The organism is Kitasatospora atroaurantiaca (assembly GCF_007828955.1).
Lineage (GTDB): Bacteria > Actinomycetota > Actinomycetes > Streptomycetales > Streptomycetaceae > Kitasatospora > Kitasatospora atroaurantiaca.
The window spans coordinates 3,660,062-3,675,404 of sequence record NZ_VIVR01000001.1; the positions used below are offsets into that span (position 1 = coordinate 3,660,062).

The following is a 15,343-nucleotide window of genomic DNA, read 5'->3' on the forward strand; positions in this document are numbered from 1 at the left end:
AACCCCCTTTCCGGGCAAGGGGCCACCTACGGACGTCCGTAGGTGACCCCCGATCAGAACCCTTACGGGGTGACGGTCAGGACCTTCGCCGACAGCAGGTCGGTCAGAAGGCCGTCGGCACGCTGAATGAACCGGTAGACCACCTGGTCGTTCAGGAACTTCGCGTCAAGGGAGCGCTCAACGCGAAGCGGACCGGCGAAGCGGATCTTGTACTTGCTCAGGTCGCCAAAGAGAACCTGGTTGTCCGGCATCGCGACGTCGGTAGCAACGGGGCGACCGTTGAACAGGTCCGGCTGACCGGCGACAAGGGCGGTCTGCCAGAGGTACTGACCGTTCACGTCCTTGAGCTTGCGCATGACCGCAGCCATCTTGTCCGAGACAACGAAGGTGGCGTTGCTTCGGTAGGCGGGCTGAAGCTCGTAGAACAGGTCAATCAGGCCGTCGGAAACGCCCGTGTCCTTGTTGGTGCCACCGGGCATCTTGAACGTGGCGGTGGCAGCCGGAGCGGCCTTGAGAATGCCGGTCGGCTTGCCCACGCCGTCACCGGCCAGGAAGTGAGTGCCCATGCCGTGACCGATCGCCGGACCGGCGTCGCCCACCAGGAAGCCCACCAGGTCCAGCGCCTGATCCTGGATCAGCTCGGACGACACGACAGACGCGTATGCGTACTTGTAGGCACCGAGAGAGCGCGTGACCTGAGTCGGGTAGGACTCCTGAATCTGGCCGTTCTCAGCGGTGATCTGAGCGGACGCGCGGCCGGTCATGACCACGATGTCCAGCGGCTCAGCGGACGACGTGGACAGGATCGACGCGCCGTTCCGCATGACGGTAGAGCGGTAGACCGCCTCCGCCAGGAGCTGGCCGAAGAGCGTGCGCGGGATGACGTTCTTGCCGGTCGTGGTGTCCACCGCGCGGCGCTCGGGCGCGAAGTCGGCGGCCTGGCCCAGCTCAAGCGAGCGGAGCTGATCAGCGGTCGCGTCAAGCTTCTCCTGAGCCTCCCGCTTGCTGCCGGTCCCCTTGAGACCAGCCATGAGGGAAGTCACGGATTCAGAGGACTTGACCGCCTCAATGCCCCGACGCACCCGACCGTCATAGTCGGCGATCGAGTCGAGTAGGCGACTCTCCTTCGCCCGAGCGTCAGCGTCCATGTCCTTGCCGGCGAACTCGTCAGTCAGCGCCCGAAGCTCGCTGACGGCCTTCTCACGGGCCTCAAAGTTCGCGGCGAGAGTAGTAGCGTCCATTAGTAACGGCCCCCCGTGGTCGTAAGTGCGCGAGCCAGTGCACGCGCGTTCTTCTTCGCTTCGTCTTCGCCGGAATCCGGCTCGTCCGGCTCGTCTTCGCCCGTGGCGATTTCGGCCAACTCTTCGGTCTCGCTCTCGATTTCGAGCGCGAGCGTCACCCCTAGGCACAGCTCAATGGAGCGGAGCGCGGCATCCGTGGTCGGGTACGCCGGGTTGAGAACCGGTCCGACTTCCATCACGTCCATGGCCGTGATCTCCCGGACGGGTAGACCCGTCTCCGGGTCGTCGTCGGAAGCCCGACGCTGACCATCGGCCTTTACGCGGAACGTGAACGAGCTGCCGTTGATATCGCCCCGCCGCAGAAGCTCGGCAAGGTCGCGGCCTACCGTGGTATTCGGTAGGTCGATCTCGTACCAGCCGCCTTCGTCGTCCTCACCGGTCCGAAGAGTTCCGGCGGTCCGACGGCCGAGTACGTTGTTGTTGTCGTGGTTGAACGTGGCGAACACGTCGTTGGTCCGAAGCGAGTTCGCGCCCGCACCGGGGAGAATCCGTTCCCGGAAGCCCCCCAGGTTGTGGCTCAACTCGTTGAACCGGTAGGCGTATCCGCGCATGGTCACGCTGTCGCCGTTGGTTCGGATTTCAGCCGGCCTGGTCAGGTTGCGGCGCTCCGTCTTCACTTGCCTCCCCCTCGTTCTCGTCGCCCTGGTCGTCCGGGCTTTGCTGATCAGGTGGGGGCTCAATCGCCTTCGGCGCGTCGTCCGGTGCGGCAACGTCAGCGAGGTTCAGCGGCACACGGTGCGCGGCGCCCAGGCCATCCGGCAGGGGCTCAAGGTCTTCCCACCCGCGCACTTCGTCGATGGAGTAAATGCCTTGCTGCAAACCGATGGAGTACATGTTCATGCGCTCCGCCGGGGCACCTCGCTGGATACCGTCAAGGCTGAACTTCACGAAGAGTTGCCGGTTCGCCGACTCCGCGTAGAGAAGCCGGGTGAGCCCCGCCTCAATGCGCTCAAGCCACGGGCGAAGGCTGAACATCGCGAACGCCTGGTTCTGCTCGGCGAGCCCGCTGCCCCAGCTCGTTGAGTTGGTCGCGTCGCTGATCAGATGAGGCGGAACCCCGAATATCCTTGCAATCTCCGGCACTTGGAACTGTCGGGTCTGCAAGAACTGAGCCTCGTCCGGGCTCATGGCGATCTTGCTGAACTTGGCGCCTTCGGTCAGCAGCGCGACCCGGTGAGCGTTCTCCACACCGGAGTTGGCCAACCGCCACGCCTCACGAGCGCGGGCAAGCCCCTCTTCGGACATGGCGCCCGGAACCTCAACTACCGCCCCAGGCATGGCGCCATTGGCGAAGAACCGCGCGCCGTAGGTCTGTGCTGCCAGCGCGAGCCCGATGGACTCACGGGCGTAGGCGATCGGCGAGACCCCCGTGAAATCACCCGGCAGCATCATCCCCGGAATGTGCAAGATATCCCGAGTGGTGAACCAGCCCAACGCGACTTCGTTGCCGTCCCGGTCGACGTCCCAACAGTCGAAAATCTTGCGTCGCCGGCCGTCGATGATGACCGTGTGAACCCGGACCTTTGAGGGGTCCAGTACCTCAATCGCAACGATGTTGGGGCCGTCCCACGTAACCGCGAGATACGCGTTCCCCTCAAGCAGCAGCGACAGCACCACCTGAGAGAGAAGGTCGATCCGGCCCACTCCCCCCGGCTCAGCGGTCGGGTAGTCGAGCCACGTCGGAGAAGTGACTTCCCGTCGGGCACCCCCGCGCCGTGAGTAGGTGGCCACCGGCAGCGTTGCAATCGTCTCGCTGAGAAGGCGGACGCACCCGAAGACGGCCGACACCTGTAGTGCAGTACTCGCGTTGACTCGCTGGCCGGACTGACCGACCAGGCCGGGATACGGGAACAGTTCGCCCGTGGCGTCATCCCATACGCGAGACTCAGACTTTCCGGAACTTGAGCCCCGGAACAGGGCACGCCAAAACCCCATGGCACACCCCCCGTGCCACCTACGGACGTCCGTAGGTGGGTGTCATAGATCGTTGAAGAATTCGGCGGACCCGCCGAAGGCGAAGACCTGTCCGTCCTGCTCCCAGGTGGCGAGGATCGGAGAGTCAATGAGTCCGGGGTTCTCGTCCCGGAACATGACCGCCCCATGGACGGCCAAGATCATGGCTATTGCTAGGTCGATCTTCCGGCGCGACCCGGCGTGTTCCTTCGTGATCCGGGCGCCCCGGTGGTCCTCACGAAGGACGGCGTTCCCGATGTGGCGCGCAAGAGCGGGGTTGCCGTCATGGGACAGGCGACCGTCAAGGCACGCGTCGTAGACGGCCTGAGTTGCCGGAACCATTCGCGCCAGAGAGTTGGTCGGGAACGCCTCAACCGGGTGCCCCTCCGCCTCAAGGTTGTCTAGCGTCTCCTCCCAGCGGTACGGGTCGGCGACCAGGACGCGCACCGTGTACGTGTCCAGCGCGGAGCGGAGAGCGTCCCGCACGTCAGCCATGGGCACGCGCCAGTGAGCGTCATCCGGCGGGGCCTCCCAGTGCCCCAGGACGAACACGCGAAGGTCCGACACCCGGCAGGCGACAAGCGCTGTGCTGTCGCCCTTCCAACTCCCGTCAAAACCGCAGACAACGGCGTCGCCGGGCCTCAAGGTGTCCTCTATCGCCAGGGAGTCCCAGAGCCCGTGAGGCAGCCATGTAGACGCGCCACGGACGAACTGGGAAAGCCGGTAGATCCGGAAGCTTGCTTCGGTGCTCCGCTGGGCGGCAGCGCGGAAGTCCTCTTCGTTCAGGATCTCGAAAGAGGGGTTGCACGCGCGCCACACAGCGGGGTCCAGGTGGTCAACGGTGTCGCCCAGGCGCGGACCCCATGACCGGTAGAAGAGCGTCGGGTCAGTGGCCTCACCGGAGTTGACCCGCTCACCCTGTTCGCAGAGCTTCGCGAACGGGCCGTCGGGGTCCGGGCCGGCTGTCGAGACCACCCAGGTCATGGGCTGGTTGCGGGCGGCACTGCCCAGCGTCAGCGCGTCGAACAGGTCGGCATTCTTGCTGAACGCGTACTCGTCCAAGCTGACGGCCGACGGGTTGAGACCCTGCTGCCGTCCGGCGTCCGCGCTGACGACTCGATAGGTCGAGTCCTTGAAGCGGATCACGTCACGCTGCACCGTGGCGACGGCCGACAGCTTCGGCGAAGCGTTGACCATCTGCTTGGCAGCATCGAACACCATGCGCGCCTGATTCCGGTCGTTCGCGGCAGCGATGATCTGCCGCTGAGAATCGGCGCGGTCGGCTATCAGGTGGTACAGCATGATTGCGGCGGCAATCGTGCTCTTGCCGTTCTTCCGAGCGATACACACAACTGCCATGCGGTGTTTGCGAATCCACCGGCCGTCAGCGAGCTGCCGAAGCTCGTACGCGTCAACGAGTAGGTCACGCTGCCACTGGAGAAGTCGGAACGGCTGACCGGCGAACGAGCCAGTCAGGTAACAGAACTTCTCAATCCAGTTGGCCACCCGATACCCCTCGGAGGGGAACGGCGCGTCAGCGGGGATGTGGCGAGCGATCACCGGATCAATACCGGCCACGATCACCCCCACATGTAGTTAGAAGTCCTCTGGGCCGGCAGCCACCCTGCGAGCCTCAGCGGCCACGATTCCCAGGCGCATCCGGGCTTCCGGCGTGAAGCCGATTACCGTCTCAATAGCCCGTAGTTCCTTCTCCGTCGATTCGACGTACCGCATCGCGGGATGCACCACCGGCTGACCGGTGGACCCGACCGTCATCAGGCCGTCGTTATCAACGGAAGCGAGAAGGTGCGCGCGCCGGTCGTGAAGCTCGGCGTACCGCAGGATGATGTACCGGTCCGTCTCGGGGCTGTACGCCCCGCTACCGGCAGCCCAGACGGTCCGCCAGACCTCTTTGCCCACGCGCTTGAGGTGAGCCGGTACGCGGGGCGCACGGCCTTCGTAGACCACCGGGGCAGTCTCGTCGGCCGGACCGTTCGCGTTCCCCGTGCGCACTCCGGGGGCCTTAGCCCTGCTCATGGGCACCCCCAGACACCGTTAACGGGGTCGTTCTCGAATGCCCCCAGGTTCGTTATTGCAGCTCAGCGGGCATCGACCGGCCCAAAAACGGCGTCACACCTAGCGTGCGTGTTTTGAGCTGGGGCCGGGATCGCTGGGCGGCAAGGCTGGGAACTTCCGGACCGCCCCGCCCAGCCAGGGTCAGAACGGCGGACGCTGGTGATCGAAGTCCCGTCGGGTCTTCGCCTTGTGACAGCTCTTGCAGAGGGGCTGAACGTTGGTCTCAACGTCCTCACCACCGAGCGCCAGCGGGACCACGTGGTCAATGTCCACACCCGAAGGCAGGAAGCAACCACCACACGTGGCGCACGTCGCTTGCCCAGCCTTGCGGACCGCAGACCGCAGACGAGCCGCTGCATTGCTGCCGCGCGCTATCGCCTCACGCCGCTTGCGATGTGACTGCACTGTGCGGCCGGACTCGTAAGCCCGGTAGTGCTGCTCGCACCGCCCCGCATGGGTAGCCCACCCCCTACAGTCAAGGCACCGGGTACGCATGACACCCCCCTTCCGGGGATGACCCCCGTACCCCTTGAGACACCCTCACCTACGGACGTCCGTAGGTGGCCAGTCAGTACCCACCCCCGGACTCGGACCGGGAACTCTGCGGCCGATGCCCCAGGGGGCCGGTACCGCGCACCTCTACCGATTGGGTCAGGTGGGTGTGCGTGCGGCACGGGGGACCGTATGGCTTCAACCCCTTTCGGCAGCCCCGAAGGACTGGTTACTCATGGGCGATACGGTCCCCCGCACGTCCCGCGCTCAGGTCGACTCACTTCCCCCGAAGTAACGCGACGGCAGAGCAGCATGGACGGGACGGACAGAAGGCGGGGTTCTCTGACCACCAGCCACGAAGGGGTGTGCGGAACTCCCCGCCTTCTACCCGTACTAGAGCGCAACGACTTCCCGGCATCCCCCCGTGTGAGCGTCGGGCCGATCGGCTGCTCTCTCATGGGGAACTAGAGCGCAACGACTTCCCACCCTGGGCGGTCTGGTGTGGCGGTTTGGCGATTTGCAGTGCCGACCGGTTTACCTCGTGATTTCCGGAGGGGGATTGAGATCAGGCACCAAAACACCAAAACACCATTCCCGCTGGTCAGAGCCCGCCCCGCTGAGCGGTCCACCTGGCGACATAGCGCGTACATGACATGATTGACGGTCATGGCTTGCTGACGCTTTGTCATGGGAAGATCCGGACGAGTCGCCACCGAGCCGGCCGGGAGAGGGGAGCAGCATGTCTGACGAGCAGGACACAGCGGAAGGCTCGGACTCCGTAAGGGAGTCCGCTCAGCCGGAGAAGCCCCTTCCACCGAAGGCGCCCGCCGCTACCTACGCATCCGCTCCTACCTGACCACCGCCCGCGCCCACGGGCACTCAGCCATGCGCGCCATCCGCGACGCCCTCACCGGTAACCCCTGGCTCCCTCCACTCACAGCTTGAACGCATGGCTACGGGGGATTGACACTTCTGCGACCAGGTTGCGCGTGGCGTACAAGCCACGCAGCAGTGTGACTGTCACCATGGCGACGGCAGCCGTATCGGCCTTCCTCCGGTGCGGTAGCAGCCACTGTCCATGGAATTCATTCGTCTCCCGCAACGGAAAGGTGATCGCGTCGTGTACATGATGCGCGAGGTGTACAGAGCCGAACGAGGGAAAGCGCCGGAGATCGTGGCGGCGTTCAAGACCCTCACTGCGGTGTTTGAAGAAGCCGGGTATACGAACCGGCGCATCTACGTCGACTACGCTGGCCCCATGGACACGGTCGTCTGCCAATGGGAATTCGACAGCCTCGACCAGTACTTCACCATGGAGCGAGGGTTCTTCGCGAGTTCGGATGAGAACGTGCAGTCGCTGATCAACACGTTTAACAGCTACGCGACATCTGGCTACAAGGAGATCTACGAGGTCATCCAGTAGCGGATCATCGAGGCAGGTCCCCGACACTTCAGCCGGTGCCACCCACCCGTGAATGGAGACCCTCGCGGCTCTTGAGCTCGTGGCACGGGCGGCAGGGCAATTGAACGTTGCCGTCCGTGTCCCTGAGTGCCCGTTAGCGGGCGCGAGAAAGCCCCGGCAGGCTCAGAGCCGTACCGGGGCGTCTCGGGGTCGTACGGGGCCGTCAGGCGGCCTGGGCAAGGTCTTGACGGGCAGGCAGCTCGTACACGCCACCAGGGGCGACTATGCGGAGCTTGCTACCGGCCTTCGGGGCTGGCCGCTCGCCGGAGTCCTCAGCGGGGTCGCCTACCGCCTCAAGCGATGGGTCGAAGTCGCCTTGCACGAGCATCATGGTGCGGTCTTCGTTGGATGGCGACAGCTTGCCCCGTCCGCCCTTGCCCACCAGCACCGTGCACCCGGCCTCAAGCAGGATGGTGCGGCGCGTCTCGCTGTCTCCTTCCCGCCAGGCATGCGCGATCGTGCGGCCCGTTCCAATGCGCTCGGTCCTGGCTTCCACCTTCTCGGCGGTCTCCAGCTCCGCAAGGCGGTTGTCCAGTGCATCAGCCCTCTTCTGCCAGGCAGCAAGGGCGGCCTTCGACTTTTGCCGCCCCTTCTGCTCCTGGTGTTCCTCGAACTCGGCCAGGGTGGCGCGTAGTTCGGGCTCAGGGTCATAGCCGGGTGTCGTCCGGGTCTCTGTGAACTCCACGTGTCCGGCCATGCTGAGGAAGAGCTCAGTTACGTAGGTCTCAAGCCAAAGGCTCTTGACCAGACCCTGTGCCGTGCACTTCATTCCCCTCGTGTTTGCACCGCATCGGTACCGGCCATCTCCGGTCTCGGGGTCGATTTCGCCCAGGTACATTCGGCTTCCGCATCCGGAGCACAGCGCTACTCGCATGAGCATTGCGTGCGTATCCTTCCGCTGAACCGGATTCTTGGCTCGCGAGTCAAGGATGCCATTGATGTGATCGAATTCTTCACGGGTAAGGATCGGCTCGGCCGTCATGAGCACCGGCGAACCGTCGTCCTTCCGTACGGGCTTCTTCTGGTGCATCTTCCAGCCGATCATGTTTTCCGATGCGAGAAGTTCCCGAATGGTCCCAGGGCGCCAAGGGCTCAGGTTCGCAAGGATCTTTGCCTCTTCGGCGCTGCCTGCCTTGACCTTCTTCAGCCTTTGGTGGTCGCCGGGGCACGGTATGCGCTGTGTCGTGAGTTCCTGGGCAATGGCGTTGACTGCGCGACCCTTGAGGATTTCCCCGATCATGAAGAGGTATACCGCAACTGCCTTCGGGTCCTGGACCAGGGTCCAGCCCTTCCAGTCACCCTCTTCAACCTGCTCGGGCTGGTAGCCATAGGGAATCCTGCCGCCTGCCCACCGGTATTCCATCTTTCGCATGGCGGCCTTCGCGCCTGTCACGCGGTCTTTGATGCTCTGCGATTCGACCTGTGCTGCAAACGCGAGAAGCATGAGCATGAATTCGGCCATGGGGTCCATGGGATTTCGGAAGTCGAATACCTGGTGTCCGCCGCCGATTCCCTCAGCGAAGACCAGCATTTTCCGATGTTTCCTTGCCCATTTGGCAAGCTCGTTCATGTCGCTCATGGACCGAATAGCACGGTCGAAGCGCCACCAGACAATCACGTCGTATTCTTCCGGACGCGCAAGCCACTTACCGAGCTGGGGCCGATCGAACGGGCTCACCTTGCTCGCTGACACGTCAAGGTCTACGGCGCTTCGGCGGGCATCCCCTGTGCCGAAGTCGATGTTGAGAAGGGCGGCCACACGGTCGTTGGCCTCTTCCTGGCGTTCGGGGCTGGTGGTCTCGTCGGTCTTGACGGACAGTCGGATGGAGCTGAGACCGCGCAGGGTCTCGACAGCTTCGGCAGGGGTCAGGTTCTCGCTCATGCCGGAGCCAGAGCGCAAGGACTTCCCGGCTTCGCGGGTCAGGGTGGCAGTAGCCATGGGTACGGACTCCCGAGTGTGAGTCCGTACGGTTCAGACAGCAGGTCCCGATGGAGTGGGCGTTCTCCGGCCCGTACACCATCGCCCAGCGGATGGGACGGGACGATCTGGACGCCCGGGAGATCGCCGCCTACGGCCCCGAGGCGTTCGTGGCCCTGCTCTCGTCGAAGCCGGCCGTGCACCGGTACCCGGGCGCCATGGCCAAGCGGATCCAGCAGCTCTGCCAGGACCTGGTCGAGCACTACGACGGCGACGCGGCCGCGGTGTGGCGCGACGCCGCCACCGGCAAGGAGCTCCTCGGCCGGCTGAACGCCCTGCCCGGTTTCGGCAAGCAGAAGGCCCAGATCTTCCTGGCACTTCTCGGCAAGCAGTTCGACGTCACACCCGAGGGCTGGCGCGAGGCGGCGGGCTCGTACGGCGAGCCGGGCTGCCACCGCTCGGTGGCCGACATCACCGGCCCGGAGTCGCTCGCCAAGGTGCGGGCGTACAAACAGGAGGCCAAACGGGCCGCAAAGGCAGCGCGGTAACCGGGTACCCCTTCCGCTCAGGTGATCCTGCGGTAGGTGTAGCGCCCCCTGATGGCCTGGTTGAAGTACCGCCCGTGGCTCGCCGCAGCCATCAGGGCCCGGTGAATGCGCCCCGGCACCCCGGAGTACTGGTAGACGCTGCTGCTCACGAACTCGATCTCCAGCACGTGCCCGCCCCGGTCGTACCCCACCGACCGCAGGGCCGAGGACTCGACGTCTTCGCGCACCATGACACTTCGCACCGCCAATACCGGGCGTACCCCGCCCACTGCCCAATACTGACGCCATGGCAACCACCCCGCACCCGCGGCTGCTCGCCGATCTCCTGGCGGTCGGCGCCCCGTACGCACTGGCCCTCGGCGGCGGGATCGCGGTGCAGCTCCACGGCCTCACCGACCGGCCGACCCGCAACGTCGACGTGGCCACCGACAGCGCCACCCCGATAGCGGACATCGCGGCGGCCGTACGCACCGGGCTCGGCCGGCTCGGCTGGCAGGTGCGGGAGCTGGAGACCGAGCCGCTGTCGGCGGTGCTGCTGGCGGCGGATCCGGACGCCGGGGAGGAGTGCGAGATCGAGATCCTCAAGGAGACGCTCTGGCGGCCACCGGTGGAGAGCGAGTTCGGGCCGGTGCTGGCGGTCGAGGACGTGATCGGCACCAAGGTCCGGGCGCTCGCCGACCGAGGGCTCGCCCGGGACCTGATCGACGTCCACGCCGCCGCGGACCGGTGGAGCCACGCCGAGCTGGAGGAACTCGGCCGCCGCCATGCCCGCGAGGAGTTCGACCTCACCGAGCTGCAGGCCCGGCTGGCCAGGGCGGACTGGATCGACGACGCCGAGTTCGCCGCCGCCGGGCTGGACCCGGCCGCCACCGCCGCGTTGCGGGCCTGGGCGCAGTCCTGGGTCGACGACATCGCGGAGCGGCTCATGGAGGAGACCCCGCCGGACGCCGACTGAGACCTACCCGGGCCTGGCGGCCTCTACCGCCCGAGCACCGCACCGCCGTTGAGCCCGATCACCTGGCCGGTGAGGTAGCCGGCGGCCGGCGAGGCGAGGTAGCCGACCATCCCCGCGACGTCCTCGGGGGTGCCCGCGCGGCCGACCAGGGTGTCGGCGATCTTCGCGGCGTGGAACTCCGGGCTCCAGCCCTCCCCGAAGATCTCGGTGTCGGCCACGTACCCGGGCGCGAGCACGTTGACCGTGATGCCGTCCGGGCCCAGCTGCCGGGTGAGGCCGAAGGCCCAGCCGTGCAGGGCGGCCTTCGCGGCGGCGTACGAACCGGCCGAGTGCGGACCGGCTCCGCCGCGCTGGGCGGCCGCCGAGCTGATGACGATCAGCCGGCCGCCGGGGCGGCGCAGGTGGTCGAGGAGGGCGGTGGTGAGCAGGACGGCCGTCAGCAGGTTGATGTCGAGGTCACGCCGCCAGGATTCCGCGAGCGCGGCGAGGCCGGCGTCGGCGGGCGGGGTGATCACGGCTCCGGCGTTGTTGACCAGGACGTCGACGGGGCCCAGGGCGGTGATCGTCTCCGCCGCCCCGGACACCTGCGCGGGGTCCGTGAGGTCGGCGACGACGGGCACCACCCTGGGCTCGCCCAGGGCCAGGTCGATCTCCTCGCGGGCCCGTTCCAGGACCTCGGCCCGCCGCCCGAGGATGACCACCCGGTAGCCGGAGCCCGCGAGCTCCCGGGCGATCGCCTTGCCGATCCCCGTCCCGCCTCCCGACACCACGGCAAGTCGTTCCGTCATCGAGCCCTCTCCCCCATAGAGTCCCGCAAGGTGTCGAGCGGTCAGCTCTTGTAGAACGGCGCGTCGTCCGGCCGGGTGTACTCGGGGCGGTACCAGCCCGCGGGGCGCAGCGACTTGCGCACCTCGTCGGCCACGCCCAGGACGGAGGCGAACAGGGCCATCCGGGTCGGGATGCCGGCGTCGGACTGGCGGAAGACCGCCAGGCGCGGGTCGCCGTTGAGGTCGGCGCCGAGGTCGTTGGCGCCGGGCCGGCTGTCTCGGGGCAGCGGGTGCATGATCACCGCGTCGGCCCGGCAGACCTGGCTGACCAGTGCCCGGTCGACCCGGAACTCGTCGCTGTACGGGAGCGGCTTGTCCGCGAAGCGCTCGGTCTGCAGGCGGGTCGCGTAGACCGCGTCGGCTTCCTTGAGCGCGATGCTCGGCCGGTGGCTCTCCTCGATCCGGTGGCCGTGGCTCACCGCCAGCTCCAGGAGTTCCTGCGGCATGCCGAGGCTCTCCGGGGCGATGCAGACGATGGTCAGGTCCTCGTAGAGCGCGAGCAGCTTCATCAGGGAGTGCGGGGCCCGGCCGTGGCGCAGGTCGCCGATCAGCGCGATCCGGCGGCCGTCCATGCTCTTGCCGAGCCGGCCGAACTCGCGGTGCAGGGTGAACATGTCGAGCAGCGCCTGGGTCGGGTGCTCCCCCGCGCCGTTGCCGGCGTTGACGACCGGGATGTTGGTGACCGCCGCGAACTCGTGGATGGAGCTCACCTCGGGGTGCCGCATCACCGCGAGGTCGCAGTAGCCGCTGATCACCTGGCTGGTGTCGGCGAGCGACTCACCCTTGGCGAGCGAGCTGACCTCGCTGCCGGTGGTGCTGGTCACCGCGCCGCCGAGGCGCAGGAAGGCGGACTCGCAGCTCAGCCTGGTGCGCGTGCTGGGCTCGAAGAAGAGGCTGGCCATCACCGCGCCCTCCAGCGCCCGGGTGACCTGCTCCCCCCGGGCCACCGGCACCAGCACCTCCGCCAGTTCGAAGAGCCGCTCCAGCTCGTCCCGATCGAAAAGATCGCTCGAGAGAATGTGCTTTCCGGTCAGTGACATGGCGGCTCTGACTTCCTCGTATGTACTGCTCAGCTGTGTCGCTCGGCCGCGGACAGTGTAATCCGCCGGTTCTGATCCGAATTCCGGACGGAATTCGGTGTGCGGCTTCGGTGCGCGGCTTCAGCGCGCGGCTTCAGCGCGCGGCGTACTCGGCGGTGAGCAGTGCACGGCCGAGGGCGTGGAAGGTCAGGTTGAAGCCGACCACCCCGGCCGGGGTGTCCGGGGTGACGTCGAGGGCGGGCACGTCCAGGGCGTGCACGGCGAAGACGTAGCGGTGCGCCGGGCCGGGCGGCGGGGCGGCGCCGTCGTACTTGTGGCCGGGGAAGTCGTTGCGGACGTGGAAGGCCTCGCCCGGGAGGCTCGCGTCCGAGCTGCCGGCGCCGCGCGCGAGCTCGGTGGTGTCGGCCGGCAGGTTCACCGCGAGCCAGTGCCACCAGCCGCTGGCGGTCGGCGCGTCCGGGTCGAAGCAGGTGACGGCGAAGCCGCGGGTCCCCGCCGGGAAGCCCGACCAGGCGAGGTGCGGCGACTGGTTGCCGCCGCCGTAGGCGAAGGTGTCGGGCAGCTCGGCGCCGTCCTTGAGGTCACGGCTGGTCAGCTCGAACGAGGGGACCTGGGGCAGGAACTCGTACGGCAGGGGCGGGCGGACGCTCATCGCAGCACCTTCTTCAACGGTTCGGGTGGTGAATATCCACCCTGCAGTCTAGGAGCCCGCCGTAGAGTCACCCCCATGGCTGCGGACGACACGACCACCCTGGACCCCGCTCGGATGATCGCCGAGGCGCGCAAGGCGTTCTTCGTGATGTTCGCGCTGCTCTGCGTGGTCTGGGCGGTCCAGCTGGCCAACTGGACCGACGACTACCGGCTCTCCCTCGACCACGGCATCATGGCCCACCGCCCGGGCCGGCTGGCCGATGTGTTCGCGGCGCCCTTCCTGCACGCCAACTGGCAGCACCTGGAGGGCAACTCGGGGCCGCTCTTCGTGTTCGGCTTCCTCGCCGCCTACCGGGGCGTCAAGCGGTTCCTGGGGCTGACCCTGCTGGTGGTGCTGACCAGCGGCGCGGCCGTCTGGCTGTTCGAACGCGAGCAGGTGGTGACGGTCGGCGCGAGCGGCGTGATCTACGGCTACTTCGGCTACGTGGTGCTGCGCGGCGTGATCGACCGGAACCTGATCGACAGCCTGATCGGCCTGGTCATGGGCGCGTCCTTCGCCTACATCCTCACCACCGCCGTCCCCGGCACCCCGGGCGTCAGCTGGCTGGCCCACCTGGGTGGTCTGGTGGGCGGGCTCGCGGGAGCCTGGATCTTCCGCGAGCGGCAGCGGAAGACCGCGCCGGCCGCCCCCGTGCCCGGGCAGGGCTCCGACCGGGCGCAGCTGCTCAAGGAGCTGGACGACCTGGGGCTGTAGCCGCTCGGCGCCTCAGGTATAGACCAATGCCGGACCGCCGGGCTAGCGTGGGCAGCTCCCGCACCACCTGCCCCGGAGCCGCCCCGTGGAGTCGTCCGTCCTCGCCTTCGCCACCGATCTGATCGACGAGGGCGCCGACACCTTCTTCGGAAACCTCACCGACCGCGCCGGGGTCGGCGGCGTCACCCTGGCCTCCGTCTACCACGAGGCCCGCGACGTCTTCCCGCACAACCCCCGCCGGGTGGTCCGCTACCTGGAGCCGGGCGCGGCGTACTTCCGCCCCGACCCCGCCCGCTGGGCCGGCCGTCGGCTGGCCCCGACGCCCTCCACCGCGATCGGCGAGCGGGACCCCTTCGCCGAGGCGGCCGAACAGGCGCAGCGGCGCGGCCTCAAGCTGCACGCCTGGACGGTCTTCTGCCACAACGACCGCCTCGGCTTCCAGCACCCCGACTGCGCCCCCGCCAACGCCTTCGGCGACCGGTACCTGACCGAGCTCTGCCCGGCCAACCCGGAGGTGAGGGAGTACGCCACCACGCTGGTGGCCGAGTTCGCCCGGTACGGCGTGGATGCCGTACGCGCCGAGTCGCTGCACTTCCACGGCCTGCGCCACGGCTACCACCACGAGCGCTACTTCGAGGAGCTCGGCCCGGTCACGGAGGCGCTGCTCGGGCTATGCTTCTGCACCCACTGCCGGGCCAACGCCGCCGCGGCCGGCGTACCGGCCGACGAGGTCGGCCAGGCCGTCCGGGAGGAGCTGCGCACCCGGCTCGCCGACGAGCGGAGGGCCGCCGCGCCGGCCGCACTGGACGAGCTCGCGGGCGGTGCGGTCGCCGCGTACGTCGACGCCGCCGCACTCACCGTCACCTCACTGGCCGCCGAGGTCGCGGAGGCGGCGGCGCACCTGGGCATGCGGCTGACCTTCATGGACGGCGGCGGCCCGGGGAAGGGCTGGCTCTCCGGGATCGACCTCCCCGCCCTCGCCAAGGCCGCCCACCAGGTCGAGACGCTCGGCTACGCGAAGACCCCGGAGGCCGTCCGGGAGAAGATCGCCGCGTTCGCTCTGCACGGCGTCCGCCCGGCGGAGATGGCCGTGATCCTCCGCCCGATGGCCGAGGACTGCGACGGCCCGGCGAACCTGGCGGCGAAGATCGCGGTACTGCGCGAACTCGGCGTCCCCGAGGTCGAGTTCTACAACTACGGCCTGATGCGGCTCTCGTCCCTCGACCGGATCGGCGAGGCCCTGCGTTCCGGTTAGGGCATCTGCCAGTGCAGCGGAGTAACCCCAGGGGCGCGAGGCCCTGCTTGATGAACCGCGTGCGCGAAGCGGGAGGGCACAGGTCGCTGCCTTCCGATCTCGCGCAGTTCC

Annotated in this window: 15 protein-coding genes and 1 pseudogene; 5 read left to right on the forward strand and 11 right to left on the reverse strand. The window is 67.5% G+C overall.

Annotation, left to right across the window (positions count from 1 at the left end):
• Positions 1 to 62: 62 nt before the first annotated feature.
• The 6 genes from FB465_RS16895 to FB465_RS16920 all read right to left on the reverse strand — a co-directional run bounded on the left by FB465_RS16895 (position 63) and on the right by FB465_RS16920 (position 5,825).
• Positions 63 to 1,241, reverse strand: coding sequence for a phage major capsid protein (locus FB465_RS16895; protein ID WP_145791627.1), 1,179 nt, complete (start codon positions 1,239 to 1,241; stop codon positions 63 to 65).
• The gene (locus FB465_RS16900; RefSeq protein ID WP_211785800.1) at positions 1,241 to 1,918 is read right to left on the reverse strand and encodes an HK97 family phage prohead protease; all 678 of its coding nucleotides are present in this window, start codon (positions 1,916 to 1,918) and stop codon (positions 1,241 to 1,243) included. Before FB465_RS16900 ends, FB465_RS16895 begins: the two co-directional genes overlap by 1 nt.
• Positions 1,881 to 3,236, reverse strand: a complete 1,356-nt coding sequence (locus tag FB465_RS16905) for a phage portal protein (protein WP_145791628.1) — start codon at positions 3,234 to 3,236, stop codon at positions 1,881 to 1,883. Before FB465_RS16905 ends, FB465_RS16900 begins: the two co-directional genes overlap by 38 nt.
• 42 nt (positions 3,237 to 3,278) lie before the next feature.
• Positions 3,279 to 4,844 (reverse strand): terminase large subunit domain-containing protein, encoded by a 1,566-nt coding sequence (locus tag FB465_RS16910; RefSeq protein WP_211785802.1) that lies wholly within the window; start codon positions 4,842 to 4,844, stop codon positions 3,279 to 3,281.
• 6 nt (positions 4,845 to 4,850) lie between these two features.
• The gene (locus FB465_RS16915; RefSeq protein ID WP_211785803.1) at positions 4,851 to 5,222 is read right to left on the reverse strand and encodes a phage terminase small subunit P27 family; all 372 of its coding nucleotides are present in this window, start codon (positions 5,220 to 5,222) and stop codon (positions 4,851 to 4,853) included.
• A gap of 249 nt (positions 5,223 to 5,471) precedes the next feature.
• Positions 5,472 to 5,825 carry an HNH endonuclease gene (locus FB465_RS16920; RefSeq protein WP_145791632.1) on the reverse strand — a complete coding sequence of 118 codons (354 nt, stop codon included), beginning with the start codon at positions 5,823 to 5,825 and terminating at the stop codon, positions 5,472 to 5,474.
• Between the two features lie 1,117 nt (positions 5,826 to 6,942).
• Between FB465_RS16920 and FB465_RS16925 the strand changes: the two genes are divergently transcribed.
• Positions 6,943 to 7,245, forward strand: coding sequence for a hypothetical protein (locus FB465_RS16925; protein ID WP_145791634.1), 303 nt, complete (start codon positions 6,943 to 6,945; stop codon positions 7,243 to 7,245).
• 202 nt (positions 7,246 to 7,447) lie between these two features.
• On the opposite strand, the gene FB465_RS16930 is transcribed toward FB465_RS16925, so the two are convergent.
• Positions 7,448 to 9,223: a recombinase family protein gene (locus FB465_RS16930; protein ID WP_246192691.1), complete on the reverse strand. Its 1,776-nt coding sequence runs from the start codon at positions 9,221 to 9,223 to the stop codon at positions 7,448 to 7,450.
• A gap of 38 nt (positions 9,224 to 9,261) precedes the next feature.
• Here FB465_RS16930 and FB465_RS16935 point away from each other — a divergent pair.
• Positions 9,262 to 9,750 (forward strand): annotated as a pseudogene (locus tag FB465_RS16935) (HhH-GPD-type base excision DNA repair protein); the annotation flags it as partial.
• Positions 9,751 to 9,767: 17 nt separating this feature from the next.
• Here the strand turns inward: FB465_RS16935 and FB465_RS16940 are convergent.
• Positions 9,768 to 9,980, reverse strand: coding sequence for a KTSC domain-containing protein (locus FB465_RS16940; protein WP_145791638.1), 213 nt, complete (start codon positions 9,978 to 9,980; stop codon positions 9,768 to 9,770).
• A gap of 56 nt (positions 9,981 to 10,036) precedes the next feature.
• Here FB465_RS16940 and FB465_RS16945 point away from each other — a divergent pair, with 56 nt between their 5' ends.
• The gene (locus tag FB465_RS16945; protein WP_145791640.1) at positions 10,037 to 10,705 is read left to right on the forward strand and encodes a nucleotidyl transferase AbiEii/AbiGii toxin family protein; all 669 of its coding nucleotides are present in this window, start codon (positions 10,037 to 10,039) and stop codon (positions 10,703 to 10,705) included.
• 23 nt (positions 10,706 to 10,728) lie between these two features.
• Here FB465_RS16945 and FB465_RS16950 read toward each other — a convergent pair whose 3' ends face one another.
• The 3 genes from FB465_RS16950 to FB465_RS35845 form a co-directional block, all read right to left on the reverse strand.
• Complete coding sequence (locus FB465_RS16950) at positions 10,729 to 11,493, reverse strand: SDR family NAD(P)-dependent oxidoreductase (protein WP_145791641.1); 765 nt, start codon at positions 11,491 to 11,493, stop codon at positions 10,729 to 10,731.
• A 41-nt stretch (positions 11,494 to 11,534) separates the two neighbouring features.
• The gene (pyrB, locus tag FB465_RS35840; protein WP_170290612.1) at positions 11,535 to 12,572 is read right to left on the reverse strand and encodes an aspartate carbamoyltransferase; all 1,038 of its coding nucleotides are present in this window, start codon (positions 12,570 to 12,572) and stop codon (positions 11,535 to 11,537) included.
• 133 nt (positions 12,573 to 12,705) lie between these two features.
• Positions 12,706 to 13,224, reverse strand: coding sequence for a YbhB/YbcL family Raf kinase inhibitor-like protein (locus FB465_RS35845; RefSeq protein ID WP_170290613.1), 519 nt, complete (start codon positions 13,222 to 13,224; stop codon positions 12,706 to 12,708).
• A gap of 75 nt (positions 13,225 to 13,299) precedes the next feature.
• Here FB465_RS35845 and FB465_RS16960 point away from each other — a divergent pair, with 75 nt between their 5' ends.
• Complete coding sequence (locus FB465_RS16960) at positions 13,300 to 13,977, forward strand: rhomboid family intramembrane serine protease (RefSeq protein WP_145791643.1); 678 nt, start codon at positions 13,300 to 13,302, stop codon at positions 13,975 to 13,977.
• 85 nt (positions 13,978 to 14,062) lie between these two features.
• On the forward strand, positions 14,063 to 15,232 hold the full coding sequence (locus FB465_RS16965; RefSeq protein WP_145791645.1) for a glycoside hydrolase family protein: 1,170 nt from the start codon (positions 14,063 to 14,065) through the stop codon (positions 15,230 to 15,232).
• Positions 15,233 to 15,343: the final 111 nt, after the last annotated feature.

Coding starts and splice junctions, on each gene's coding strand:
- FB465_RS16905 (WP_145791628.1), bottom strand. CDS start 3,236: ATGGGGTTTTGGCGTGCCCTGTTCCGGGGCTCAAGTTCCGGAAAGTCT.
- FB465_RS16940 (WP_145791638.1), bottom strand. CDS start 9,980: ATGGTGCGCGAAGACGTCGAGTCCTCGGCCCTGCGGTCGGTGGGGTAC.
- FB465_RS16945 (WP_145791640.1), top strand. CDS start 10,037: ATGGCAACCACCCCGCACCCGCGGCTGCTCGCCGATCTCCTGGCGGTC.
- pyrB (WP_170290612.1), bottom strand. CDS start 12,572: ATGTCACTGACCGGAAAGCACATTCTCTCGAGCGATCTTTTCGATCGG.
- FB465_RS35845 (WP_170290613.1), bottom strand. CDS start 13,224: ATGAGCGTCCGCCCGCCCCTGCCGTACGAGTTCCTGCCCCAGGTCCCC.
- FB465_RS16950 (WP_145791641.1), bottom strand. CDS start 11,493: ATGACGGAACGACTTGCCGTGGTGTCGGGAGGCGGGACGGGGATCGGC.
- FB465_RS16930 (WP_246192691.1), bottom strand. CDS start 9,223: ATGGCTACTGCCACCCTGACCCGCGAAGCCGGGAAGTCCTTGCGCTCT.
- FB465_RS16920 (WP_145791632.1), bottom strand. CDS start 5,825: ATGCGTACCCGGTGCCTTGACTGTAGGGGGTGGGCTACCCATGCGGGG.
- FB465_RS16895 (WP_145791627.1), bottom strand. CDS start 1,241: ATGGACGCTACTACTCTCGCCGCGAACTTTGAGGCCCGTGAGAAGGCC.
- FB465_RS16960 (WP_145791643.1), top strand. CDS start 13,300: ATGGCTGCGGACGACACGACCACCCTGGACCCCGCTCGGATGATCGCC.